The sequence below is a fragment of the Shewanella sp. 10N.286.45.A1 genome (assembly GCF_041470405.1).
In the GTDB taxonomy this organism is placed as follows: domain Bacteria; phylum Pseudomonadota; class Gammaproteobacteria; order Enterobacterales; family Shewanellaceae; genus Shewanella.
In genome coordinates, this window is record NZ_JBFRMK010000097.1 from 1 (window position 1) to 26,634 (window position 26,634).

At 43.3% G+C, this 26,634-nt stretch carries 21 protein-coding genes and 1 pseudogene; 12 read left to right on the forward strand and 10 right to left on the reverse strand.

Annotated elements, in window-relative coordinates:
• Positions 1 to 112 precede the first annotated feature (112 nt).
• The 3 genes from AB4238_RS08560 to AB4238_RS08570 form a co-directional block, all read right to left on the reverse strand.
• On the reverse strand, positions 113 to 1,483 hold the full coding sequence (locus AB4238_RS08560; RefSeq protein WP_372032886.1) for an endonuclease/exonuclease/phosphatase family protein: 1,371 nt from the start codon (positions 1,481 to 1,483) through the stop codon (positions 113 to 115).
• Positions 1,484 to 2,228: 745 nt separating this feature from the next.
• Positions 2,229 to 5,351, reverse strand: coding sequence for an efflux RND transporter permease subunit (locus AB4238_RS08565; RefSeq protein WP_372032888.1), 3,123 nt, complete (start codon positions 5,349 to 5,351; stop codon positions 2,229 to 2,231).
• 9 nt (positions 5,352 to 5,360) lie between these two features.
• Positions 5,361 to 6,521 (reverse strand): efflux RND transporter periplasmic adaptor subunit, encoded by a 1,161-nt coding sequence (locus tag AB4238_RS08570; protein ID WP_372032890.1) that lies wholly within the window; start codon positions 6,519 to 6,521, stop codon positions 5,361 to 5,363.
• Between the two features lie 550 nt (positions 6,522 to 7,071).
• Here AB4238_RS08570 and AB4238_RS08575 point away from each other — a divergent pair.
• The 3 genes from AB4238_RS08575 (at position 7,072) to AB4238_RS08585 (ending at position 9,602) form a co-directional block, all read left to right on the forward strand.
• Positions 7,072 to 7,434 carry a cytoplasmic protein gene (locus AB4238_RS08575; protein ID WP_371989428.1) on the forward strand — a complete coding sequence of 121 codons (363 nt, stop codon included), beginning with the start codon at positions 7,072 to 7,074 and terminating at the stop codon, positions 7,432 to 7,434.
• 407 nt (positions 7,435 to 7,841) lie between these two features.
• A complete protein-coding gene (locus tag AB4238_RS08580; RefSeq protein WP_372032893.1) occupies positions 7,842 to 9,143 on the forward strand; it encodes an NAD(P)/FAD-dependent oxidoreductase in 1,302 nt (433 codons plus the stop codon).
• Between the two features lie 240 nt (positions 9,144 to 9,383).
• Positions 9,384 to 9,602 carry a hypothetical protein gene (locus AB4238_RS08585; RefSeq protein WP_372032896.1) on the forward strand — a complete coding sequence of 73 codons (219 nt, stop codon included), beginning with the start codon at positions 9,384 to 9,386 and terminating at the stop codon, positions 9,600 to 9,602.
• Between the two features lie 12 nt (positions 9,603 to 9,614).
• On the opposite strand, the gene AB4238_RS08590 is transcribed toward AB4238_RS08585, so the two are convergent.
• Positions 9,615 to 9,983 carry an acyl-CoA thioesterase gene (locus tag AB4238_RS08590; RefSeq protein ID WP_371989424.1) on the reverse strand — a complete coding sequence of 123 codons (369 nt, stop codon included), beginning with the start codon at positions 9,981 to 9,983 and terminating at the stop codon, positions 9,615 to 9,617.
• Positions 9,984 to 10,275: 292 nt separating this feature from the next.
• Between AB4238_RS08590 and AB4238_RS08595 the strand changes: the two genes are divergently transcribed.
• The 3 genes from AB4238_RS08595 (at position 10,276) to AB4238_RS08605 (ending at position 14,401) form a co-directional block, all read left to right on the forward strand.
• Positions 10,276 to 11,781 carry an alkaline phosphatase gene (locus AB4238_RS08595; RefSeq protein WP_372032899.1) on the forward strand — a complete coding sequence of 502 codons (1,506 nt, stop codon included), beginning with the start codon at positions 10,276 to 10,278 and terminating at the stop codon, positions 11,779 to 11,781.
• A 77-nt stretch (positions 11,782 to 11,858) separates the two neighbouring features.
• The gene (locus AB4238_RS08600) at positions 11,859 to 13,493 is read left to right on the forward strand and encodes an alkaline phosphatase (protein WP_372032902.1); all 1,635 of its coding nucleotides are present in this window, start codon (positions 11,859 to 11,861) and stop codon (positions 13,491 to 13,493) included.
• A 137-nt stretch (positions 13,494 to 13,630) separates the two neighbouring features.
• Positions 13,631 to 14,401 carry a hypothetical protein gene (locus tag AB4238_RS08605; protein WP_372032905.1) on the forward strand — a complete coding sequence of 257 codons (771 nt, stop codon included), beginning with the start codon at positions 13,631 to 13,633 and terminating at the stop codon, positions 14,399 to 14,401.
• A 121-nt stretch (positions 14,402 to 14,522) separates the two neighbouring features.
• On the opposite strand, the gene ltaE is transcribed toward AB4238_RS08605, so the two are convergent.
• Complete coding sequence (gene ltaE, locus AB4238_RS08610; RefSeq protein WP_372032908.1) at positions 14,523 to 15,536, reverse strand: low-specificity L-threonine aldolase; 1,014 nt, start codon at positions 15,534 to 15,536, stop codon at positions 14,523 to 14,525.
• Between the two features lie 370 nt (positions 15,537 to 15,906).
• Here ltaE and AB4238_RS08615 point away from each other — a divergent pair, with 370 nt between their 5' ends.
• The gene (locus tag AB4238_RS08615; protein WP_372032910.1) at positions 15,907 to 16,545 is read left to right on the forward strand and encodes a trimeric intracellular cation channel family protein; all 639 of its coding nucleotides are present in this window, start codon (positions 15,907 to 15,909) and stop codon (positions 16,543 to 16,545) included.
• A gap of 101 nt (positions 16,546 to 16,646) precedes the next feature.
• Here AB4238_RS08615 and AB4238_RS08620 read toward each other — a convergent pair whose 3' ends face one another.
• The 3 genes from AB4238_RS08620 to AB4238_RS08630 form a co-directional block, all read right to left on the reverse strand.
• Positions 16,647 to 17,471 carry a mechanosensitive ion channel family protein gene (locus AB4238_RS08620; protein WP_372032911.1) on the reverse strand — a complete coding sequence of 275 codons (825 nt, stop codon included), beginning with the start codon at positions 17,469 to 17,471 and terminating at the stop codon, positions 16,647 to 16,649.
• A 40-nt stretch (positions 17,472 to 17,511) separates the two neighbouring features.
• The gene (locus tag AB4238_RS08625; RefSeq protein WP_372032912.1) at positions 17,512 to 18,075 is read right to left on the reverse strand and encodes an OmpA family protein; all 564 of its coding nucleotides are present in this window, start codon (positions 18,073 to 18,075) and stop codon (positions 17,512 to 17,514) included.
• 262 nt (positions 18,076 to 18,337) lie between these two features.
• Positions 18,338 to 18,793, reverse strand: a complete 456-nt coding sequence (locus tag AB4238_RS08630; RefSeq protein ID WP_372032914.1) for a YaiI/YqxD family protein — start codon at positions 18,791 to 18,793, stop codon at positions 18,338 to 18,340.
• Positions 18,794 to 19,014: 221 nt separating this feature from the next.
• On the opposite strand from AB4238_RS08630, the gene AB4238_RS08635 reads away from it, so the two are divergent.
• The 3 genes from AB4238_RS08635 to AB4238_RS08645 all read left to right on the forward strand — a co-directional run bounded on the left by AB4238_RS08635 (position 19,015) and on the right by AB4238_RS08645 (position 21,624).
• Positions 19,015 to 19,686 (forward strand): DUF2461 domain-containing protein, encoded by a 672-nt coding sequence (locus AB4238_RS08635; protein ID WP_372032917.1) that lies wholly within the window; start codon positions 19,015 to 19,017, stop codon positions 19,684 to 19,686.
• A 242-nt stretch (positions 19,687 to 19,928) separates the two neighbouring features.
• Positions 19,929 to 21,281, forward strand: coding sequence for an RsmB/NOP family class I SAM-dependent RNA methyltransferase (locus tag AB4238_RS08640; protein ID WP_372032919.1), 1,353 nt, complete (start codon positions 19,929 to 19,931; stop codon positions 21,279 to 21,281).
• Positions 21,282 to 21,438: 157 nt separating this feature from the next.
• Positions 21,439 to 21,624 (forward strand): hypothetical protein, encoded by a 186-nt coding sequence (locus AB4238_RS08645; protein ID WP_372032921.1) that lies wholly within the window; start codon positions 21,439 to 21,441, stop codon positions 21,622 to 21,624.
• Between the two features lie 44 nt (positions 21,625 to 21,668).
• Here AB4238_RS08645 and AB4238_RS08650 read toward each other — a convergent pair whose 3' ends face one another.
• Together AB4238_RS08650 and AB4238_RS08655 are read right to left on the reverse strand one after the other, a co-directional pair.
• The gene (locus AB4238_RS08650) at positions 21,669 to 23,345 is read right to left on the reverse strand and encodes a 7TM diverse intracellular signaling domain-containing protein (protein ID WP_372032924.1); all 1,677 of its coding nucleotides are present in this window, start codon (positions 23,343 to 23,345) and stop codon (positions 21,669 to 21,671) included.
• A 283-nt stretch (positions 23,346 to 23,628) separates the two neighbouring features.
• Positions 23,629 to 24,168, reverse strand: a complete 540-nt coding sequence (locus tag AB4238_RS08655) for a YfaZ family outer membrane protein (RefSeq protein ID WP_372032926.1) — start codon at positions 24,166 to 24,168, stop codon at positions 23,629 to 23,631.
• 430 nt (positions 24,169 to 24,598) lie between these two features.
• Here AB4238_RS08655 and AB4238_RS08660 point away from each other — a divergent pair.
• Positions 24,599 to 25,670: pseudogene (locus tag AB4238_RS08660) on the forward strand (DUF4382 domain-containing protein).
• Between the two features lie 193 nt (positions 25,671 to 25,863).
• The gene (locus AB4238_RS08665) at positions 25,864 to 26,346 is read left to right on the forward strand and encodes a glutathione peroxidase (protein ID WP_372032927.1); all 483 of its coding nucleotides are present in this window, start codon (positions 25,864 to 25,866) and stop codon (positions 26,344 to 26,346) included.
• Positions 26,347 to 26,634 lie beyond the last annotated feature (288 nt).

Here is a 26,634-nt window from a genome sequence, read left to right on the forward strand (position 1 = left end):
TAATGCAATTGGTATAACACTCTAGCGCGGGATAAAGAAGCCTCATCCTTTAGCCACAAAAAAGCCCCGAATAATCGAGGCTTTTATCAGTTCAACTCGAACTTAGTTCAGATTAAAACTTAGCTTTAATCCAAACCATACGATGGTCTGAAGATACGTCTTTACCTGTACCCCATTGTCCAATACGAGCATCGTTAAATAGCATACGACCTTCTTGGTAACTGGCTTGCCAGTATACACCTGAGTCGACAATATTTAGCGAAGCTGATGGAATAGCGTGGTCAGCATTAATACCGCCGAACGCAGTGTGGAACTCAGCAGTAATGCGGTTCGGGTATGGATGCTCAGAGCTTCTGTCAGCAGCATATTCTGCAGCGCCGAAACTTGTTGGGTACAAATCGCCGTTAGTCACATTTTGGTTGACAACAGGGTCAGCATGTAGCGCTGCCATAACTTCAGTAAAACCATCACCCGCGCCAACAGCTGCATCTAGATTTTGGTCACCAACGATAACAAAATGAGCACCTTCTTTTAGGGCACCAGTGTTACCAGCATCATCATAAAAGTCTTGTGAGTTTGTGACATAGTTATGCCAAAACTCAACTTCTGCAGCGTTTTGAAGTTTGTTCTTGCCTGTATCAAACACTGGAGGTGTTGGATGAGACATAAGAATGTGGATAGTCTCAGTGCCATCTTTAGTCGGAACTAAAATCGGTGCGTCGACGTGGTTTTTAGATGACAAAGTCATTTGCTGCCACTCTTCATCGGTATACCAATTTTCGCCGTCGAGTAATGGATTTTCAGCACCCTCTAGATCTTTCCATTTGAAGTCTTGGAAAGTACGGGTATTTTTAGCATCAATTTCGTACTTAGACATTAAAGCAAAAGCGTACTGACCGTGATACTTACCAAAACCCCAAGTATCGCCTGCGTACTCATTAGTCCCAACATCTTCAGCCGTCGCGATGTAGCCATCGTTATTTAAGTCGAATCCGCTTAGCAGACCGGTGTTAGTGCCATAGCTTTCGGCGAATGGGTATTCAATAGGCTCTAGATCAGCTTCACCACCGGCTCCCTCAATGCTTTGAGCAACTGATAGGTAGTTTGCTTGGAAGCCTTCGAGTGCAGATAAATCCTCACCTGTGCCATCATTGTTATATTCACCCATCATTAACACATCTGGACGAGTCTTTTGAATGATCGCCGCTACGTTACGAATTTGGATAATTTTCTCTGCTGTGGTTTTGTCAACAAGCTCCATCGCATCAGGATCTGCAAGGTAAGCGTCTACCAGCGTCTTTTGCTCTGCAGAGGTAATAGCCATCTCTGCCACTAATTCAGCAAAAGTCGCACGATCAAAAGAAAGGTTATAAGCCGCAATTTTAACTTCAGTATGATCAACATACTTGACGTCGTCATCATTACAGCCTGTAAGCAGTGCAACACCAACAGCTAAGGCTGCGGCAGTTTTTAGTATTTTCATGTTTTGACCCATCAATTGTAATTATAATAACGAGCTCATTTAGTTGAGCTTCGCTGTTATTCTATACAGCTGTAGATTGCATGAAAATGTATCTAGGTTAAGGTTACGTTCAAGTGTTGTATTAACCATCACAAGTTAAACAGTATTTAACAGGCTGCTTCACAACTGTTATCAGCGTGTTTATATATAGGCTGTTGTTACTTAATTGATTCGCGCTAGCTTAAGTTGTTTTGCAGTTGAAAAGGACTTGAGCGTGTTATGAGTTATCTGAGAATTAGATGACGTCTCTATACCAACTCCATTCGAGAGTTGCTCATTCAGCGGCAGTTAAAATCACTTTAGCAAGTCCGTGGCTTATCGATTATCGCTATTCGTAATTCTCGGCTCTAGCATCCTGCTCCGCTCTCGATAATTGATCCTGCATTATTCTACCTTCGACCATCCTTGGTCTCGTACCTCCTAAATAGAATTAGTCGTATATCGAGTGCCACATGCGCTGTAGTAAGTGATTTCCCCATGCCTTAAGTATCAGCCGCACCTTGTGAGCACCTCACGACATTCACTGCTACGTTGTATTATCTCAAAATGGAATAACCATTGCTTCCACAATGCGCTTTGAATTGTAAGCCCTGAAAAAGCTCTGAACTGAGTATACCTTTAATGGAATTGGTATTACTTAAAAAGCCGGCATAAAAAGGCCTGCTAAAAGCAGGCCTTAATCTTATTTAACTTGCTACGCTAGCGCTTAGCTCTCTACTTTAGCCTCGCCTTTAAACTTTTCGCGCAGTGTTTGCATCATCACGTAGAAAACCGGTACTAGCAGTGTTCCTACGATTGTTGCTGCTAACATGCCGCCAAATACCGAGTAACCCAATGCACGGCGACTACCCGCCCCCGCGCCAGTGGCGACGACCAAAGGTAATACCCCAAGTAAGAATGAGAAAGCGGTCATCAATACTGCGCGGAAACGTAATCTTGCTGCCGTTTCTCCTGCATCAAGAATGCTCTTGCCCTCTTCTCTGAGCTGCTTAGCAAACTCTACAATCAAGATAGCGTTCTTACAGGCGAGTCCTATCAATAGCACCAGACCAATCTGCGCGTACAGATTAAGCTCTGCGCCCACCAGCCAGATATTGAGGAACGCTCCCAGTATCGCAATCGGCACAGCTAACATCACCGCAAACGGAATGGTCCAGCTCTCGTATTGAGCCACCAAGAATAGGTAGGTAAATACCAATGCTAAAGCGAAGATTAATGGCGCTAAGTTACCCGCTTTAATCTCTTGGTAAGTTTGCCCTGTCCACTCATAGCTGTAACCTGTCGGTAAAGTCTCTGCCGCCGCTCGTTCCATGGCACGAATAGCATCACCAGAGCTAAAGCCTGGAGCAGGGAAACCGTTAATCGTGGTTGAACTAAACATGTTGTATGAGTTCATCACATCAGGACCGAGGATCGGTGTCACTGTCACCAAGGTACTCAGTGGTACCATCTCACCGCTCGAGGATCTTACGTAGAAACGAGCAATATCCATATCGGAGTTACGGAAATCAGCTTCTGCTTGCAAGATGACTCTGAAGACCTTACCAAAGCGGTTGAAGTCATTGACATACATCGAACCAAGCATGGTCTGCATGGTAGTGAAGATCTCGTTTAGCGGTATCCCCAATGCTTTAGCTTTGTCACGGTCAACATCAACAAACATCTGCGGTACATCGGCGCGGAAATTACTAAACGACATGGCAATTTCTGGCTGCTCATTGGCTTTCATAATGAGCGCACGCATCACCGATGCTAACTCCTGTGGACTACGACCCTGCGTGTCTTGCAACACAAATTCAAAGCCACCCACACTACCGACACCAGGAATAGGCGGCAACGAGAATGCCATCGCTTTCACTGACGGATTGGCAGCGTATTTGGCCTGCAGCTTTGCCACAATCGCATGTTCTGCCATATCTGGCGTATCACGCTCAGACCAAGTCGACAGCGTCACAATCATCAAACCTCCGTTTGATGCAACAGAGCCTGTTAAGATACTAAAGCCACTGGCATGGATGACATTTTCAACGCCTGGTTCAGCTAACGTTAGCTCAACTAGATCACGCATCACATCTTCCGTACGGTTTAATGACGCGCCATCAGGAAGTTGAATATCAACCATAAAGGCTTTTTTATCTTCCATAGGCACAAAACCTGATGGCAAGATTTTAGCTAAGCCCCCTGTTGCTGCTAACAGAGCAACAAAGACCACCAACACTAGCGTTAACTTACGAGTCAGTACATGGACTAATTTGGTGTATTTGCCTGTAAAGACATTAAAGTGCTTATTGAATTTGGCATGAAAACCTTGGGTATGTTCTTTAGGTGGGCGCAATACCGAGGCGCACAATGCCGGACTTAAGGTTAATGCGTTAACCGATGAAATCAGCACCGAGATACAGATGGTCACAGAGAACTGCGCATACATCTGCCCAGTGATCCCTGGCATCACAGCCGTTGGTGCAAATACTGCAAGCAATACCAATGTGGTCGCAATAATTGGGCCAGTAACCTCTTGCATCGCTTTAGAGGTCGCTTCTTTAGGCGATAAGCCCTCATCTTGCATTAGACGTGTGACGTTCTCGACCACCACAATAGCATCGTCAACCACAATACCAATGGCTAAGATAAGTGCGAATAGCGAGACGGTATTGATGCTCATGCCAGACAGTAGCAAGAAGGCAAAGGTACCAATCAAAGATACCGGAATCGCGATACCAGGGATTAATGTTGAGCGTACATCTTGCAGGAAGATAAACACTACAAAAATCACCAACGCGACAGAGATAAACAGCGTCTGCACCACTTCTTTGATAGAGGTTTCAACAAACTCTGTAGTGTCGTAGAGCACTTCATACTCTAAGTCTTTAGGGAAGTTTGCCGACAAGGCTTCCATCTGCGCACGAATACCTTTAGCCACGTCTAACGCATTGGCATCGGGTGATTGATAGATAGAGATAATCGCAGACGGTTTGTTATTGAGCTTACCTTGAGCGTCATAGGTTTGTGAGCCAAGCTCAACCCGTGCCACGTCGCCAACAATGATTTTAGAGCCATCGTCATTGGCTCGTACAACAACATTTGCAAACTCTTTCGGGTTCTTCAAACGCCCTTTTGTTTGCAAGGTATATTGAAACTGCTGTTCGGGATCAACCGGTGCGGCACCAATTCGTCCTGCTGCCACTTGAATGTTTTGCTCTTGCAGCGCGCCGATGACATCGGTTGCCGTAATCGAAAAGCTGGCCATCTTATCGGGATCAAGCCAGATCCGCATGGCGTAATCTAACGCACCAATAATCTGTACTTTTGACACACCATTTTGACGTGCTAACGCATCTTTAACGTTGAGTCCTGCATAGTTGGTAATAAACAGTGAGTCGAAGGTTTCATTAGGCGAAACCAGGTTGACCACCATCAATATGTTCGGGCTTTGCTTTTCAACTTTTACGCCCTGCCTTTTTACCTCTTCAGGTAGCCGCGGCATTGCTTGTTGCACCCGGTTCTGCACTTTGACCTGTGCCATGTCAGGGTCAGTGCCTACCTCAAATGTTACGTTGAGTGAGTAACTGCCGTCATTGGCACTTTTTGACTCCATATATAGCATGCCTTCAACACCGTTCACTTCTGCTTCTAAAGGCTGGCCAATGGTGTCTTTTACAATATCGGCACTCGCACCAGAGTAGCTGGTCGAGACACTAACCTGTGGTGGTGCTATTTCAGGAAACTCTGCCACTGACAAGATTGGGATAGAGATAAGCCCAACCAAAGTCAGTACAGTAGAGATCACAAAGGCAAACTTAGGCCTATTGATGAAGAATTGACTAATCATAGCAATCCCCTACTTAGTTTGATTGGCTTCTTGAAAAGGAACAATCTCTTGCTCCACAGCATTGACTTCAATACCAGGTCGGATCTTTTGCAGGCCATCGACCACTATGCGATCGCCGCCTTCAAGACCACTCAGAACTCGCCATTCAATGCCAAAACGCTCACCCAGCTCAACAATACGTTTTTCAACTTGATTTTTTTCATTCAGTACCATTACAAAGCGACCTTGTTGGTCTTCTTGTACCGATGCTTGTGGGATCAACAACGCTTGCTCTTTTACTGGTGATTCAATAATTAGCGTCACAAACATGCCCGGTAGCATAAAGTTATCAGCATTTTTGAAGCTTGCTCTAAGCGGCAAGGTACCGGTTGAAGGGTCAACTTTGTTACTAATAAAGTCGATATAACCTGTCTCCTTATGCATTGTGGCATTTGGCAGACGTAAATTAATCACGATATCTTGGATTTTAATATCTCGCGATAGCGCTTTAGAGAAGTTTTGCTGTGCAGTAATTAACGACCTTTCAGGCACTTGGAAGTTAACCCACATAGGTTGTAACTGCACTAAATTGGCCATATCTGATTGTGGACTGATGATGTCACCAGTACTGACTTTCGAGTTACTTATTCGCCCAGAGATTGGCGCATAGATTTTGGTGTAGCTAAGTTGTAATTCTGCAGCACTGACCGCTGCTTCAGCTTGTACAACGCCTGCTGCGGTTGTCAATTTACGTGAAGTCAGCTCATCCATATCTTGGGCACTGATCATGCCATCAGGTAATAAGCGGCGGCCACGTTCCCAGTTCATCACGGCCACATCGCGAGAAGCTATCGCTTGCTTTAGTACTGCTTTTTCCTGAGCCAACTCTGCTACGTATGTTGCTGGGTCTATTTCAAACAGCAAATCCCCTTGCTTGACATCATCGCCTTCAACGAAAGTACGTTTAAGCAACTGCCCTTGAATTTGTGATTTAATCATCACATCTTCCGATGCTCGTGTCCGTCCAACAATTTCACTTTTGGATTGGATCTCTTGTTGATGAGCAGTGCTCACTATCACACTCGGTAGCATGGGAGCTTGCGGGGCTGGAACATCACCGCAACCAGTAGCCATAATACTAATACACACCATGGTGAGCAGTTTGAATTTAAAAACTGTAGAACAGGCCATTAAAGCCTCCTGAGGGGATTAAATAAGTAATTATTTTTATCTTGAAATTATAAGCACATACTTAGTGTTTTATAAACCTTTTTACATGTATGTTTCATCATGTTTACAGTGTTGGCGACAAGATTCTGTTATTAACAGTTGCTAAGGCCTGAGTCAGTTACCAATCCGCTGAGTTAAATTAACTGATGCTTTATTAGCCAAAGTAGCCCTATGTCGAAGTTGCTGGGGCAAAAGTGAGAGCTAGGGCAAGTTTATTGGCGTCAATGTCATGGTAAAAAACAGTCAGAGCAACTAAGTTTTAGCTAGGCTTACACGTTAGCAAGCTTGTTAGTTTCAATCGCTAGCCAATAGTGTTACAAATGAATTAGCTCTTTTCGTTATTTATCTAACAGCATGACAAAGAAGCTGTTATTAGTTTAGATAACCAAAGTTAAAACTTAATTGTTAACGTTAGACACATACAGTACGCACAGGCCAACGAAATGTTGTTGACCATAATAAAAAACAGTGCCCGATGCGGCATCCGTTACAGCGAACAGGTAGGTAATTTATGACAGCAATTTCTCACGTTTATAACTATACAGTCCGATGCCCTCATATTAAGGATCCTTCTCACCCAACAAGCTGGCTAAACCACATTGAAATTAACCGTTCATGTGAAATCGCTCTAGACAGAATTACTAAGTGGCACGGTCATTCAGGTACTCGACTGTTTGAACATGAAGGTTGTGTTGTCAGAGAAGCGGAACAAGAGCAAGCTTACTTTTCGATGAAGAATGACCGCCTAAGAGATGACATTCATGTACTGGTAACCTTCAAAGTCTTTATGGACAACAAAACCAAAGACACCTCAGTACAAGAGATCATGGAACATATCATCGATGACTATAAGTCACGCTTAAGCAAACTTTAGTCATTAGCAGGCATGCTCTACTTTAGGGCATGCCGCTAACTCCTCCGACACAAACTACTATCCAGTTCACACTTCTAGACATTCATCCCGCCCCAAGTTCACAGTTTCCGATCCGAAATATCATCAAAATCCAGCTAAAAAATCCAATAACACTAAAGTAAACCACTTACTAATCAATAAATTAAAAACAATAACTTTACTTTCAGCTGCAACTCGACTAGATAAAGAGCAAATTGCTGCTTTCATAACTCACTGCTACAATAGCCTTATATTCTGTGTTGTTACTTTTTTATTTTAAGGATAATTTAAGATAAAATTAAAATAACTAAAACAATAAGTTACAACCGCCAGCCATTCAAAGAATTATTTTTCGATTATCACTATATTTATTTAAGGATTGTAAACCTATGCATGAAATGGCAAATATTGTCATCGTCGGTGGTGGCGCTGGAGGGATGGAGATCGCCACAAAACTAGGGCATAAACTCGGCCGTAAAGGCAAAGCAAGAGTTACGCTAATAGATTGTGCTGAAAGCCACGTTTGGAAGCCTTTACTGCACGAAGTAGCAACTGGCGCACTTGATATCGGCATTGATGCGATAAGCTATCGCGGTCATGCAGCTGCCCATGGTTACCATTTCCAACAAGGCGCGATGACAGATATCGATAGAGAGACTAAACAGGTCATTCTTGCCCCCATTACTGATGACAATGGCGAAGAGTTATTGCCTGCACGTCGTATTGATTACGATTACCTTGTTATTGCCATCGGTAGTATTGCCAATGACTTTAATATTGATGGTGTGCGTGACAACTGCGTCTTTTTAGACAGCACAGAACAAGCAATGGAGATCCGTACCATTTTGCTAAATAAGTTCATGCGCTATGCAAGTCATCACCAGCTGGATGAAAAAATTAAGATTGCAGTCGTGGGCGCTGGCGCAACAGGCGTTGAAATGTCAGCAGAGATGCACCATGCCGTCGACCAACTGCGAGGCTTTGGCTACAAGATTGATAGTACTCTGCTTGAGATCACGCTAATCGAGGCAGACAAACGTATTCTGCCAAAAGTAGAAAAAGCTGAGATATCAGAATCTGTCGCTAAAGAGTTAACCGCGATAGGCGTTAAAGTGATGACTGACACTCGGATTAACCAAGTAACCAGTGCAGGCCTACATACTTCTGAAGATGAGTTTATCCCATCAGACATGGTGATCTGGTCTACCGGGGTAAAGGCGCCTGACTTTTTAAAAGAGATTGGTGGGCTAGAGAGTAACCACATCAATCAGGTGATGGTCCAGCAGAACATGCAGACTACTCGCGATGCCGCTATTTTTGCCATTGGTGACTGCGCAGCCTGCCCACAAGAAGATGGCAGCTGGGTGCCACCAAGAGGCCAATCAGCTAGACAGATGGCATTGATGACCGCAGACAACATAATATTGTTACTTAATGGCAAAACGGCATTAAACAACTACGTTTACAAAGACTTAGGCGCTCTGGTTAACCTATCTAAATTCCACACAGTGGGTAACTTAATGTCATTTATTGGCGGTGGCGTGATGGTAGAGGGCAAGATTGCTCGCTTCGTTTACACCTCACTTTATAGAAGACATTTAATAGAGCTACATGGCCCAGTGAAAGGCACCCTGTTGATGTTTGCTAAAGGCATAAGCCGTATCATCCACCCACACCTTAAGCTGCACTAATCCGCAGTGTCACACTCGATCAAATTGAAAATTGCTGGCATAGTGCCAGCAATTATTTTTCAAGATGGTATTATACCAATCTTAGTAAATAACTGCTCAACCTAGCTTGTTAAAACACTCGATAACGTTGTTAGACATTTTGTTTGTAGAATAACTACTTATCGAAAATTACCGCCTAGTTCTCAAGCGTTTTTCCTGCGCTATCTCTGAACTCTTACTTACTGTGATTGGTATTAAGCTATGAAACGAACAACGCTTGCAATGACGATTATTGCAATTAGCATGCTCAGCGCCTGCGCAGAACTCAAAGACGCTGGTAATCAAATCGGTGCAACCACCAAAGAAGTCACCACCGAAATTGGTCATGCTAGCCGTGATGCCACTCGCGCCATTGGCCACGCCTCCCGCGATGCGGTTAACTCAGTAAAAAATGACCTTAGTGAAGACGATACGCTTTAAGTATTCGTCAATTTAGGCCGCATTAGCCCGCATCCCATGTGGCACGGGCAACCCTTGCTCATTGACATGAACAAACACCATTTTGTCGATACTGACAATCGGTGCATGGGTGAGTTTATTACGCACTTTGCAAGATACAGTGATTGAGCTGGAACCGTAACTTAATAAAGATAAGCCGAACTCGATCACATCCCCCTGCCGTGCAGGCATCATAAAGTTCACTTCAGAAATCAGTTTAGTCACATGACTTTGGCTTTGCATTTGGCAACCAGCAAAAATAGCAGCCTCTTCATCAATCCAGCTCAACAGCTGACCACCAAATAAGGAATTAGCAGGATTAAGGTGTTCTGGTTTTATAAATCGTCGACTGTAAAATTTCATTTCGTGATACCTCTGCAACTGTAACGTTAAATACCTACAAAGTAGTAGCAAATAGCACGCCAAATATTTAAACGTTTAATTTCAATAGTTAAGAGGAAGCTGCAAACCACTTAGTTGTCAATTTTGCACACTCCTGATGCAGCAATGCACCAAAATAGATGAAAGGTACATGACTACACTTCATTTAATAAGCAACATAATTGACACAAAAGTATCGCCACAACGTCATACTTTTCACTGACAATCACTGCGCCACAAACAAACCTCCTATAAATTATACAAATTGACGGTGATGATAGTGATTAATATCAAAAAGATAGCAGTTATAGCTTCTTGCAGCCTGGTAACAATCGCAGCCAATGCGGCTGTACTGCCTAGCAACCAAACTGATAGCCAATGGTTTAAAGACAGCGCTAAACTAGTTAGCGATAAAACCCAACAAACAACGCCCAAGAAAGCCAAGAATGTCATTTTATTTGTCGGTGACGGTATGGGTGTTTCAACCTTAACCGCTGCGCGGATTTTTGAAGGACAGCAGCAAACGGGTAACCAAGGTGGCGAAGAAAACTTTTTAAGTTTCGAACAATTTCCAAAAACAGCCTTAGTAAAGACTTATAACACGAACCAACAAACTCCCGACTCAGCTGGCACCATGACAGCGATTGTCACAGGCGTTAAATCTAAGGCTGGTGTGTTGTCTGTATCGGACAGCAGCCTACGTGCTAACTGCCTATCTTCTAAAGGCAATGAGCTGATTACTCTAGTTGATTTGGCCAATGCAAAAGGCCTCTCAACCGGAGTAGTTAGTACCGCTCGCATCACCCACGCAACGCCAGCTGCAGCCTATGCAACGTCTCCTGAGCGTAATTGGGAAGCAGACTCTAACCTCCCAGAAGAAGCTATCGCAAACGAGTGTAAAGACATCGCCTATCAACTAGTAATGCGTGATGAAGCGGAAGCTTTAAGTGTGGCACTGGGCGGCGGTCGTCGTAACTTCATTCCAAACGATGTCACCGATGGCGAAAACAAAAGCGGTCGCCGTACAGATGGTGTCGATTTAACCGCCGCTTGGACCGACAACTTAAGTAACTCAGCTTACGTTTGGGATAAAGCTGGTTTTGATGCCATTGACGTTGATAGCACTGATCATTTGTTAGGCTTATTCAATTCCTCGCATATGGAATATGAGGCCGACAGAGCTGATGACACCGCTGGTGAACCATCTCTGACAGAGATGACAACTAAATCGATTGAGCTGCTCAATAAGAACGAAGATGGCTACCTGCTTATTGTTGAGTCAGGTCGCATCGATCATGCTCACCATTCAGGTAATGCTTATCGTGCCATGATGGACACTGTAGAGCTTTCTAATGCAGTAAAAGCGGCTGTTGAATCAACCGATCCACAAGAAACACTCATTATGGTTACCGCCGACCATAGCCATGTATTTACTATCGCAGGCTACCCTAAGCGCGGTAATCCAATACTTGGTTTAGTTCACAACGTGGGTGGCGACTTGGCGATTGCTCAAGATGGTAAACCCTACACCACTGTAGGTTACACCAATGGCCCTGGCGCAGTGGTTGGCGTGCGTGATGACTTAAGCTCCGTTGATACCAAAGATAAGGATTTTATGCAGCAATCACTGGTTCCAATGAGCAGTGAAACCCATGCTGGCGAAGATATCACCTTACACGCAACCGGTCCGGGCTCAGATCTTATTCAAGGCGTCATTGAGCAGAACGTTATCTTCCACATCATCAACCAAGCACAAACGCTAGGCGGTACTAAGTATTAATACCTAATAGGTCATTAATCAATATCCGCTGACTCATTAACTATGTCAGCAATAGTACCCAACAATTGGAGTTAAAAATGAACAAGAAATTACTCGTACTTTCGATTGCAGCAATGCTTGGTTTAGCAGCGTGTGGCAGCGATGGTGATAACGGCGCAGATGGTAGTAACGGAAATGATGGCAGCAATGGTGGAAATGGTAGCAACGGCCAAGACTGGACCGCGGTTAATCAGTGGTTTATCGACGGCCAAGCTAGAGTTGCAAAAGCCGATGGCTTAACCGTTGATAATCAAGCTGGTGCAGCTAAAAATATTATCTTATTTGTCGGTGATGGCATGGGTGTATCAACCGTCACGGCAGCGCGTATCTTAGAAGGACAATTGAAGGGACAAACCGGTGAAGAAAATTCACTATCGTTTGAAACCTTGCCTTACTTAGGCCTAGCTAAAACCTATAACGTCGATGGTCAAACCCCCGATTCAGCGGGCACCATGACGGCAATGGTTACCGGAGTAAAAACTGATGTTGGCGTGCTTTCGCAAGCGGAAGGTGTCAACCGCGGTAACTGTGCTTCAACTACAGGGCAAAACCTAGTCACCTCGCTAGAGCTCGCTGCGATGGCAGGGTTATCAACGGGTGTGGTCTCTACAGCGCGCATCACTCATGCAACCCCAGCAGCAACTTATGCCCACGCTCCTGAGCGTAACTGGGAAAGCGATGCAGATCTGCCTGCAGAGGCGGTAACAAATGGCTGTAAAGATATCGCATCACAACTGCTCGATTTTGACTTTGGTAACGGACTTAATGTGGTCATGGGTGGAGGTCGCCGCGCGTTTATTCCAAACACAATGACAGATCCCGAAGGAAAATCAGGTAAACGCCTCGATAACCGAAACCTAACAGATGAATGGTTAGCAAAGTACAACAATGCGGCTTATGTAACTGACAGAGATAGCTTCCTAACACTTGACCCAAGCAGCACAGATCATGCATTAGGTTTGTTTAACTCGTCGCATATGGAATATGACTTTGATCGCACCACTAACGGCGTTACGGGCGAACCATCACTTGCTGAAATGACCGCTAAATCAATTGATATTTTGCAAAAGAATGACAAAGGGTTTGTACTTATCATTGAAGCGGGTCGTATCGACCACGCCCACCATGCGGGTAATGCAGCCCGTGCGTTACATGACACAATCGCGCTGTCTGAAGCAGTGCGTATTGCGATGGAGAAAACCTCAGAGGAAGATACCTTACTCATGGTCACCGCGGATCACAGTCACGTATTTACCATTGCCGGCTACCCTACTCGTGGCAACCCTATCTTGGGCCTAGTAAAAGGCAATGGTTCAGATGGTCAACCTGCCATCACTAATGCTACAGACTCTAATGGTTTGCCATACACCACCGTTGGCTACGCTAACGGCTTAGGTTATGCGAGCTTAGCAACGGGTGGCGATGAGCGATACGGTTATGCCGCAGCACCTGGTCGCTTCGATTTGAACTACGTTGACACCCAACATGCGGGCTTCCATCAAGAGGCACTTGTGCCACTAGGCAGCGAAACTCATGCAGGTGAAGATGTTGGCATATTCGCCAGCGGTCCTGGCTCACACCTTGTTCAAGGCACGGTTGAGCAAAACCACATCTTTCATGTAATGAATCACGCTGCAAGCTTAGTCGAAAAAGCTGAAGCGATGCAGCCGTAACTAAGCGCGTTAACAGAGTTGATGTTGCAAGCCACTGAGCTGAGTCAGTAGTCAGTGGCTTATTCACATCTAAGCATGAGTACTAGAGATTCTAGGCTCGACTAAAACACAAGAACTAGCCCCTTTAAGGAGTGAGCATGCAGTACCCATTACTCTCTAAACCATTATCGACGCGTACAGCACTGTTACTAACTGGTGGTTTAATCAGTCAGCTTTTCAGCTCAGCAGCTTATGCAACGCACTGCCCGTTAATCGAAGAGACAATAGATGCATCGCATCTCAGTGCGCGCTATGGCGTTAGTAACAGCCATGGCGACAGCCGTGAAGTAACCTTGATACGTAATAAGCAACAGGTTATCTATCAGCACAACCCACAAAGCTTTGAGTTGTGGGATAGCCGCGGAGAATATGTTCGCTATTTTCCTATTGAGCATCGCTCTGTGAGTTACCGAAAAGGCGATCTGCTCTCACTTAACATGCACTTCAATTTCGAGCAGTTGAACCACCTTATCTCTCCTGCAACGATTAAAGGCTTACAGCAACTAGCGCTGCGCAAAAAAGACATGGCAGATACCTGTATCACGCAGCAATACAGTGGAGAGCAATCAGGTCACAAACTGACAGTCAGCTGGATAGAGAATCTAGGCCTACCACAGTCATTTGTGGTTAGCGATGATAGCGGCAGCATGCAGTATCAACTGCTTGAGTTAACCTCTTTTTCAAACAATGAATTTGGCGCGCTGATCTCAGGCTATCAAGATATTGATTTTGCTGATGTCGGTGACAATGAGTCTGACCCTTTTATCGCTAAAATGATCCACCAGGGTTTTATCCAGCATGGTAGTAGCGGGTTTTACGACAGCCAAGGTAACAAACTTGCTGGTGGGGAAACTGGCCATAAGCATTGATGGCTTGAAGCAACTCGCTAAACTAATGGATAAACAGATTCAAGGACGAGACAAGCGATGAATAAAAGCCCCTAACGATTAACGTTAAGGGCTTTTTAATTGTGCAACAAACAGGGAGCAACTAGCGCTGTAAAATCACTTTAAGTTCGCGAATAAAGCTATCGATATCTGCACGAGATATATCGGCATGAGTAACTAAACGTAACGTTTGTCCGGCACTAATGAGTATGCCTTGCTGCTTAAGCTCGTTAGCGACAGCACTAATATCCATCTCGCCAACCACGGTGGCAAACACCATATTGGTCTGCACTAATGACATATCGACATCAAATGAGCTAATAGTAGACAACTGCGACGCTAAGTAGCTCGCGTTATCATGATCTTCTGCTAATCGTTCAACTTGTTCGGTCAACGCTAGCTGTGCTGCAGCCGCAAGAATACCTGCTTGTCGCATACCACCACCTAGCACTTTTCGCCAGCGGCGGGCCTTTTTGATCAAGCGCTCATCGGCTAACAATATTGAGCCAACAGGTGCACATAACCCTTTTGATAAACAAATAGAAACAGAGTCGAAATATTGGGTAATATCGGTAATGGGTAGGTTTTGCGCAACCGCAGCATTAGCCACTCGAGCGCCATCAAGGTGGATTTTTAGCCCCTTCTCAAACGCCAAACTCTGTGCTTGAGCTAAATAGCTTTGTGGTACAACTTTGCCACCAATGGTATTTTCCAAACTCAATAACCGAGTACGAGCAAAATGGATGTCATCAGGCTTAATAGCAGCTTCAATATCAGTGAGCAAAATACTGCCATCAGCTTGGTTAGTTAATGGTTGCGGCTGAATGCTACCTAATACAGCTGCGCCACCACCTTCAAATTTATAGTTGTGCGCTTGTTGGCCACACAGGTATTCGTCACCACGTTCGCAATGACCCATTAAGGCTAATAAATTGGCTTGAGTGCCTGATGAAGTAAATAATGCACCATCAAAACCAAACATTTCTGCAGCCATATCTTCAAGGTAATTGACGCTTGGATCGTCACCATATACATCATCTCCGACCTCGGCAACGCCAATAGCCGCACGCATTGCTGCAGTAGGTTTAGTGACGGTATCACTGCGAAAATCTATCATTAGTTACCTCATTATCGATATTGTTTTCATACTTAATGGCCAATACTACTGTGCCTATGACGTCAGTACCAGCATCAAATCAGTAGCGAGTTCAACAAATAAACAGTCCTAACACTTTGACAACTTAATCGTCTTGAGCTCAAAAAAACCAAAAATACCTAACAAATCACCATAACCGAACATCATTAATATCAATCAACAAGTAAAACCAAGGCTGGAATTTAGCACACCACCCATGCTGACAGGTAACATCAACGACCAACATAAAACCAAGCATTAGTTTTAATAATGCTAAAAATAAATTTAATCACTATCTTTCCTAGCCAAACAGGGGCAAAATTCGCTTCCTTTTATTTGGCTAGTGCATCTTATGTTAGAAGTTAAAGTAATTAGTGCTTTGTGGCTCATCGGTATCTTAGCGGAAGCAATGACTGGCGCCCTAGCCGCTGGTAAAAAACAGATGGATCTTTTTGGGGTGGTCATTATTGGTTGTGTCACGGCTATTGGCGGCGGTACTTTGCGCGATATGCTCCTAGGCAACTACCCAATTATATGGATTGAGAATGCTCATTACCTAATCGCTGTTGCGGCTGCCTCACTATTAACCGTCATGTTCGCACCTTTGATGCGTTACCTATCAAGGTTGTTTCTAGCAATAGATGCTGTTGGACTGGCAGTATTTTCAATCGTTGGTGCACAAAAAACGCTAATGTTAGGTTATAGCGCTGAAATTGCGATTGTAATGGGTGTGGTAACGGGTGTTTTTGGCGGCGTAATTCGAGATATCTTGTGTAACCAAGTACCGCTTATCTTTAAGAAAGAGCTGTATGCGTTGGTCGCATTACTGACAGCGGCACTCTATGTGGGAATGAAGCTCAATGGGATCACTGAATGGTTAAGCTTGACGATTGCGGTGCTGTTTGGCTTTAGCTTTAGAATGCTAGCGATTCGTTACCATTGGTCAATGCCAAAATTTGACTATCAATATCAGTCAGACAGCTCTCATTAGTCAATAAACGGGCATAAAAACAACGATGAAAGATCGACAGCCCTAGCCATTCCGCCACAAAAAAGGTCAGCAATTGCTGACCTTTTTAATACAAAACGCAATTAACTTGCAGGTGTCTCTTTCACATACAGATCCATCTGTGGGTATGGAATACCAATTCCCGCTTCATCAAGTGCCACTTTGATCTGCTCAAGGATTTCAAAATGAGCTGGCCAGTAGTCACTACCTTTAACCCATGGACGAACGACAAAGTTTACCGATGAATCAGCAAGTTCAGCAACCGCCACAGTATAAGCAGGATCCTTAAGCACATATTGGCTGTTATCTAATATAGTGGTCAGTACCTTCTTGGTTTCAGCAAGGTTGGCGTCATATGACACCCCAATCACTAGATCTAAACGGCGAGTTTCCATTGCAGAGTAATTAACAATAGTGCCATCCATCATTGCTGAGTTTGGTGCAATGATGGCTTTATTGTCGGGAGTAAGCAGCTTAGTTGAAAAAATAGTAATTTCGCTTACAGTGCCCGCAATACCAGCGGCTTCAACATAGTCACCGACTCTGCAAGGACGGAATAACACCATCAATACCCCAGCTGCAAAATTAGACAGTGAACCTTGTAGCGCTAAACCAACCGCTAAACCTGCGGCACCAATGACAGCGACAAGAGATGCGGTTTGCACTCCAATCTGCCCTAGCGTAGCAACGATGGTGAATACCAATACCAGCGACCAAGCAATATTGCTAACAAACGATGTTACTGTTTCATCAACTTTGCGTTTTTTAAGCAATTTTGTGGTGAGTTTTTTTGCAACACCAGCTAAAAATTTACCAATCACAAAAATGATTATCGCGAATAGTATTTTCATGCCATAGGTGACTATCAGCTCTGGTGCTTGATCCATCAGACCTTGCAAGTTATCCATGTATATACTCCCTTAACTTTTAATTTATAATTAATAACTGCTAAAAAATAACTAAAAACTCTACTCTTCGATTTTGTGAACGACCACTAATGCTATTATTTTCAGCAATAGGTTCGACACTGCCAACCCCTTTGACTTCAAATCGGGATGGCGAAAAATTAAACTCATCAATAAAAACTTGTTTAACATTGCTCGCTCGCAGTAACGACAATGGTCGATTAAATGCTTCGCTACCGACGGAGTCTGTATGCCCCACCAGCATTAAACGCGCAGGAACAGTGGCTAGCCATTCAGAGATACGCTCAATTGCAGCTCTTTGGCTAAACAAAATATCTGCTCTAGCAAAATCAAACTTAACCTGGTTAGACGATATTTGCGTACAGCTTTCAGGAAAGAAGTCACCGTTCAGTGTCCGCAGACATAAGTTAGTCACTGTAACTTGTTGGGCGCAACCACTAGCATCGACTCTCTGCCCCGCTTTAGAAAGCTGGCAAGCATCTTTTCTATCGGGAACTCCATCAGCATCACTATCGGGCCAGCTTTGGCAAACTGCATCATTAGCAGTAAATATATAAACCCCAACCAGCAACACTAACCATCGCATATTGATAACCTTTAGCGCTAACCTAATCGCCGAGTTAACCAAGACATATGTTAACTAACAAAAATCAAAAATACAGTTAAAAACCAACATAAACATTACAATAATAGTCATTTTTTGTTATTTAACCCAACATAACTTACGTTGCTATGGTTTCCAGCTATTATCGCTGCACTGCAAGCTCCTGCTTATGTGGGTATATCGATGGTGTAGTTGGCATAAGCATATGCCAACTATTTCATTGGAAGAGATGAGTGATTGCGATCTACTTTCGCTGCTTGAATTTAGTGATAATACGATCAAGTTGATTAGCAAAGGCTTGGCGCTCGCTTTGACTCATTGCAGCCGGACCTCCGGTCTGCACGCCACTCGCGCGCATAGTATCCATAAAGTCGCGCATATTTAAAATCGATTTGATATTTTGCTCGGTGTATAACTCACCTCTTGGATTTAACGCTAAACCACCTTTTTCGATCACTTCAGCCGCTAATGGTATATCCGCAGTAATCACCAAATCGCCCGCTGTCAGTCGCTTAACAATCTCGTCATCAGCCACGTCAAAACCTGATGATACAGTCACCATCTTTATAAACCGTGAAGGCGGGATCCTAACGTTATGATTTGCGATTAATGTTGTTTCAATTTCGGCTCTATCAGCGGCGCGAAATAACGTTTCTTTGGTAACTCCCGGACAAGCATCAGCATCAACCCAAACTTTCATGACATTCCTTTTATTTAACAAGCCACATCGGACAGCAAAAAACAGCATCTATCGGTAAGGTAACAACCTGATCTATAGAACGGTACTAAATGCTAGTTATTATAGCGCTAAACGGCTAACGTCCCATAGCGGCTTATCTAAACTTCGCGCTAATATTGCATGTCATCAGGTCGCTACTTTGGTATGTTAATCAGCAATTAAATCACTTTGAGAACTGAATAATGTTTTCACCTGCAAGTTTTGATTTCCTAAATGAACTGTCAGTTAACAATGATCGTGAATGGTTTAAAGCGAACCAGCCCCGTTATGAGCAGCAAATAAGAACGCCAGCATTACAGTTTATTGAAGCGATGCAACCATCGGTATTAGCGCTTTCACCCAGATTGACTGCAGTACCTAAAAAGGTTGGCGGCAGTATGATGCGTCCCCAACGTGATAGCCGCTTTAGTAAAGATAAAACACCTTATAAAACTAATGTAGGTATTCAGTTTCGTCATTTTCAAGGCAAAGATGTGCATGCGCCGGGTCTTTATCTGCATATAGCCAACGACGGTTGCTTTCTCGGCGCTGGGATTTGGCATCCAGAATCTAAAGCATTGAATGCAATACGCAGTTGTATCGATGAAAACCCTAATGGTTATAAAAAAGCTTTGAAAGCACTCACCCAAGCTGGGTTTAATATGGAGGGAAGTCAACTTATAAGACCACCAAAGGGCTACGACAAAACCCACCCAATGTTAGACGAGCTTAAGCGCAAGGACTTTATTGCTATTAAACCTATCTCAATGGAGCAGATCTGTGGGGCAGATTTTACTGAATTTTGTTCAAGGGAATTTGATCATTGTCAGCAATTAATGCGTTACTTATGCTTTGCGCTAGATTTAGATTATTAAACCGTTTTCAGCTGAAGTCTCAGCCTTAGTTGCTCGCATCGAGAATCGCCATTCTTTTCTCAACAAGCTAAGGTTTAGGCTCAGCAAGAACAGCTCAAGCTAGGATAGCACTTACTCTCTTTATCGCGTTACGACCCTAGACCTGCTAGCAGTGCTAGATTGAGGCGTTTAACTTAATACTCTGCTACAATTGCGCCACTTTTTATTTGAGCCTTTTAGGCTTCTGCGTCAGGCATCTCTACATGGTCGAATCATCCACATCTTCAGCTAAAGCATTTCAAGCACAAACCAGTGCTCAAAAACGCGCTTTGAGCTATAGCAATACAATCCATCAGCTATTTAATAGTGTTTTTGAGCAAGAAATGCCTGCTGACCGGATTGTTGGCGAATACTTTCGAGCGAATAAAAAGCATGGTTCTAAAGATCGACGGGTAATAAGAGAAAGCTTATTTGCGCTCTTTCGCTGGTGGGGTTGGCTTAAAAAAGTACATACCAGTAACGAACAAGATGAAAGTTGGTTTGCCGTGCTTAGCATTGTGGCTGAGTTAGAACAGCACAGCTGGAGTCAATTTAGTGATGCTTGGCGAGATTTTGCTAATCAGTCAAACCAATACACGATTGCAATTAGCAGCAAGCCTATGTCGACGGTGGTGGATAAATGCCAATATGTACAGCAATCATTTGCTGGCAAAGAGTTTACCCCGCGCGATCTATTACCACTGTGGTTTTGGGACATAACTGATATTAAGGCGAGCGATGAACTGGCACTTATAGAAGCCATGAGTTCACGCCCCCCTATTTGGGGCCGCGCACAAAAATGCTCAGCTCAACAATTAAGTGAACAACTGCAAAACGAAAGTATTGACGCGGAAACCAGCGAGTACTTTGCAGATGCAGTCAATCTCGGGCATAAAAGCATTAACCTTAATGGGATAAAAGCTTACCTAAATGGACAGCTCGAGATCCAAGATCTCGGCTCGCAAGTGATTGGACAGATCTGTGCACCAATGCCTGATGATAATTGGTGGGACACTTGTAGTGGAGCTGGCGGTAAATCGCTACAACTACGTTCACTTATGCTTACTCAAGAGCCTAAAGGCTTAGGCTCAATCACGGCTTCTGATATTCGAAAAAAACCGTTAGAAGAGCTTTTAAAGCGTGCTAAGCGCGCGGGTTTTGATGGCATAACCACCTCAGCTTGGAAAGATGAATCTCTACCTGTAGCAGCGGAAAGCTTCGATGGCGTGCTGGTTGATGCGCCTTGCAGCTGCACAGGGACTTGGCGCCGTAATCCGGATATGCGCTGGCTTGATGATGTTTCAGTGGTTAACGATAAACAAGCATTGCAACTAGATATTCTGAGCCGCAGCGCCAAGGCTGTTAAACATGATGGTCAATTGGTATATGCCACCTGTTCGCTCTCCCCGGTCGAAAACGAACAGGTCGTTAAGCAGTTCCTTAACAGCCACCCTCAGTTTGCTATCCAACAGCTGAGTCACCCCTTTACCGGGCGAGCAGTAAGAATGCTAACCGTTTGGCCGCAAGATGCTGATACTGACGGCATGTTTGTCGCTAAAATGCGCCGGGTAAGTTAAGCCAAAGAACAATAAGTAACACTAACAAAGCCGTGCAATGCACGGCTTTTTATATTCCCATCCAAAAGCGTTAGGTTTTGTCATTGCAGTGTCATATTCACTTTTTACTATCTAGGCTGTTAGTGCATACACGATAGTAAACAGTAGGGTTAAGTCGATGAGAAACACATATGAGTTTGACCAGCAAGCGAAGTGGCATAATGACTTCAATGATAGCTTTAGTGATGACAGTAAAAGCAAACGCTTAAAACAGCGTAAAAAAGAGCAACGTAGTAGTAATAAACGTGCGCCAATAGAGGCTTTTTCTGAAGAGCACTTCATTAGTGAAAGTCGGCGCCGTTAAAAACCGCATTTTGAGGCTGAATTTATTCAGCCTCAAACAACTCATTACATATCGATATCCATATCGAGTGTACTACTCAAACGCTTAGCATATAGCTGGCGCCGCTTGATACTCTTGTTGGCATACAAGTCCTGATCGGCATTGCGCAACCATTCATGATTGTGAACCACTTCAGTATTCAGGCAACGGCCAACATGTAAGCTCGCATCATTAAAGCCTTCAGCATTAAAATGCGATTCAATTCTACCAGTAGCTTGATCAAGTTCTGCAATATTTTCCTTATCAATGAACAACACGAAGTCATTTACCCCGACTCTATAGATATGTTCTTGACTACGGCTCTCGATACGCTGCTCCAATTGGCTAGCGACAAAACAGATGAGTTTATCCCCCTCCCCTAACCCCAACCTTTTATTCACCAATGACAGACCTTCAATAGTAATAAGCACTAGATAACACTCTGCATTCGCTGAGGGACCAATGGGTTGCTCTTGACGCATAAATTCATCAAAAGCAAAACGGTTTGCAGTACCTGTAAGCTCATCGATTCTCGCATTTTTCCAAGCGACATCTAACGTTTCGATATAACGCTCTTTCTCATCAGACAACATACGAATTTTATGAGCCAACGCTAGCGATAATAGCAGCGCATCAGCCGTGCCACCGACAAGAGTCGCTAACTCAGCGTTATCAAAAAAGTCAGGCGTAATCCCCATATTCCCTGGCAAAATAAGGACTGCAGGCAGCAATAAACAGGTGAATGCGAAAATAAAATAACGCGCAGGATAAAAGCCTTTTAGCAAACAAACATTGCCACAAATGATTGCTAAAGCAATCCATAACATAATCAATATTGAAGCAATAATTGCAGTATAAGAAATCAAATAAATACTCGTCGGTAAGGCAATGATACAAGCCCACATTAAGTATTTACTCAACTTCCATAATTTTGGCGAATGTTCCGGCAACTGCAAAAAATGTTTATAAAAAAGAATGTTAAAAATCGGCAAACCAATAAAAAACAGATGGTGTAACTGTAAAGCATGCAATTCAAAAAGATGCGCCGGGATATGGAAGGTTAACGCCCAACCAGTGAAATAAGTTAAAACATAAAAGCCGTAATATAAAAATGCTTCATCTCTAATTGATGCATAAATAAGTAAGTTATAAAAAGCGATTGAAGCAAGCGCCCCTAAACAGAGTACGATAAACATCGCACTTAAATCTGACTTTAGTCTATGCTGCTGATAAGGCTCAAGTTGCAGTTTAGGTTGTGATGAATAGTAGCGGCTACTAATTCGAGTCACCAGCCAATAGTTAGTCTCCTTTTTTAACTCGACCTTACGCGCATAATCAAATAGAAATTCATAAGGAGCATAATAGCCGCTGTGAAAATATTGCTTAGAACCATCTTCACCAATGATCCAATAGTCCACAGACTCAATAATGGAATTTTTGACATTAACGCTCCACTTCCCCTCGTTTTCTAAAATAACAAAGGCGCTTGCCATCCAGTAATCACCACCGGCCAATGAGACTTTACTCTGTAACGGGTGAGACTTAACCCAGGGCATTATCGTCATAAAATCTTGTGGACTAGCATCCCCTTCGACCGCTTCAAAGAGGTATTTTTGATCGAAAACGACACTAGCATGCGCACTTTCATTACCGCCCATAATGGACAGCATAAGCAAAATGAATGTTATTATTTTTATGTGCATGGAAGATAAATCCGCTTTCAAAAGCCACACTAAATTGAAGTTAGCGTGACAAAAGTCATGTATATGACAATAATTTGACTTAAGTTTACATGAAACAGGCATTTATCAAAATGTTAAAAGCATTTTGTTGTTGAAACTAACCACTAAATACTGAAGATGTTGGATAAGGAGTGAGAGGTTGATTTTAGCTATGGATAATTAAGATAAAACAGAATTAAACTCAAAAGTAAATATAACAACCAATAGCCATCACTCGGCTATTGGCTGCCTATCTTAGACTATGCTAGAAAGTCGCTCTGCCACCTAAATAGAAGCCTGAGTCAAATGTAGTATTGGCTGCGTCATCGTACTGAAAACGGATATTTCTATAGCCAACAAAAAGTGCTAATGAAGGATTTAGCTGGTATTGAACCTTGCCGTCGACCTGCCAAGAACCATCAACATCACCAAACGACAATACTGAAGGCGAGTAGTAACCAGAGCCGTGCACTGAAACGTTTGAACCTAAGTGCACTGCGTAGCGTCCGCCTATGCCTACCGCATTACCATTTTGACTTTTCTTAGACCAAAGCTGAGAAAACTTAGCACCGATCTCAATATGGTGCACTCCAGCATCATGGGCTATATGCATAGCACCTGATAGCATCTGACCGCCTTTATCAGAGTAGATATACTCTACAGACGCATTGACATCCTTATTCAAGTCTACCTGTATATCAGTAAGCAAGGTGTCATCATTAAGCCCCAAGGTAAAATCGGTTGCTTGAGCTGAAACACTAGCCAAACTCAATACTGCAGCACCCACTAAAAGTTTTATTTTCATTGTTAATCCGACACATATTTTAATTTGTCAGGAGCATACACAAAACTTATCTTAATTTTTATCTAAACCACCGTACCGAGTTCGCATTTTAATAAAGCTCAACGTAAAACCAGCCAACAGACAACATACTCAACATTAAAGACACACTGATCTCAATTAAAATTCAAACATGATCTCTCCACTCAAATAATTAAGGTGTTGATTTAGATTAAGAACAATCTGCAACATCTTATTTTGTTAAATTTGCCATAACGGTTCAGCAGATATTTATCTAAAACCCCCTTATAGTCCCGCAAGGGTATTGGTCGACAAAGCCCGTATTCATCAACGATTACCGCTTTGTCCCCCCCCTATTTGGCATAAGCAAAAGTACTTATAACAACTATAATGAATATCCTGAGTGATATGATTTGGAGCAATGATTAAAAATATGAAACTCACACCTTTGGGCATCGCGATAGCAACCAGTTTAATGTTATCTGGCTGCGGTTCTGATTCAGATTCCCCCCCCAGAGCAAGAGTTCGGAAAACTCACCCTAGGGGTGTCAGATAATCCCGCAGATGCGAACATTGTTAATATCGCCTTTAAGCAAGTGGTATTAAAAAACAGCGAAGGCTCAGTCTCATTCGACGTTTCAGTTGGAGAGGACGGACTACAGCATGTCGACCTATTAAGTGTGCAAGGGCAAAATGTCGAAACACTTGTCAGTGGTCAATCTGTTGCAGTCGGTGAATACCAAATGTGTATCTATATGCAAAATAACGAAATATCAGATACCGATAGCTCTAATGTACTTTCTGGCGCCTCTAAAGATAACAATGGAGAGTATGTAGGTGGCGTGATTGAAGGGTTAGTGACAAACAGCAATGGTTCTTGTGGTGGCGAAGGCGCTGATGAAGATAATACTGGTCGTTTATTTTTTAATAAAGCATTTACGATAGCCGCTGGCAATAATGCTTTCGTCGCTGAATTTAACCTATCGAAAGGCCTTCAAGCTCCTCACGGGAATAAGGAATATTGGACGTTAAAGCCAACGTCAGTGCAATTGGTTAATAACGCTGAGGTTGGCGCAATTGCAGGACAAATAAGTCCAGAAACCATGGCAACTTGTGAAGCCAATGCCGGTGGTTCAGCATTTTCTTCAGCTGTTTATCTCTATCCAAGCAATACGGCACTTGATGACATGGCAGATTTTAGAAGCGGTGCAAATGTACTCACTCAGGTTGCCCCTATTACTTCTGCTAGAGTTAACCCTATTGAAGACGCTGAAGGCACTAACTTAGGTTATGGCTATGAATTTGGTTTTGTGGTTGCTGACACATATAGCCTAGGTTATACCTGCCTAGCGCAAAATGACGACCCAGAGCTGTCTAATGTTCGTGAGCCACAAGATGACACGCTTCCTTTCTTTATCGACTCTGCAGAGCAAGATGTCACGGTCGTTATTGATGAAACTACCACCCGTCATTTCCCTGAGTCATTTGTCCCGAGCGACTCATAGAAAAAGCAAGGCTTTGTAGCCCTGTAACTTAGGTTACTTAGCAAAAAGGTACTCACTCATTTGTGAGTGCCTTTTTAATTTAATTTTCCCAAAGAAGCTTTTTATTTGCTGCAATCCATACCAATATAAGTTGCGCACAACAATATTGCCCACAAACCCTTTTAATAGTATGCTTCTCAAAAAGGAGCGCACTATGCCATCATCAATTTACGATTTTTCAGTTGCAAATATTCAAGGTCAATCTACCGCTTTAAAAGACTACCAAGGAAAAGTGGTTCTTATTGTAAATACAGCGAGTGAGTGTGGCTTTACTCCGCAATACAAAGAACTCGAAGCACTCTATCAGAAATACCAATCTCAAGGCTTAGTCATACTTGGCTTTCCTTGCAACCAGTTTGGTGCTCAAGAAAAAGGCGATAGTGCAACCATCAGCTCATTTTGCGAACTCAACTTTGGGGTTACTTTTCCACTTTTTGAAAAAATAGAGGTAAACGGCGCAGCAACAACGCCGCTCTACCAATATTTAAAAACAGAAGCAAAAGGCTTACTAGGTTCTGAACGGATCAAGTGGAACTTCACCAAGTTTCTAATTAACAAGCAGGGGAAAGTGGAGAAACGCTTTGCGCCGGCAACGAAACCAATGGCGATAGAGAAAAATATCTTAGAGTTATTGTAATTTTAATAGTTGAAAAACAATGAATTAAAATTAAAGTGAAAAAAAACACAATTAACCTGTCTATTTTTTGAACTTTAACGGATATTGCCTCTCTAATCTCTTGAGCATTGAATATTTACTTCATGTTCATCATTCTCCCTGGGACTTCTAGCGCGGTCCCCTTGATCTCTAAGTAGATCAGTCAGGCAACCCATTGGGTTGCCCTTTTTTTTCTCAATGACTCTAAAAACGACATAAAGCTAAAGTGAATAGAAAAATCTCTCTTTTAGGGAACTAAAGCGAAATTTG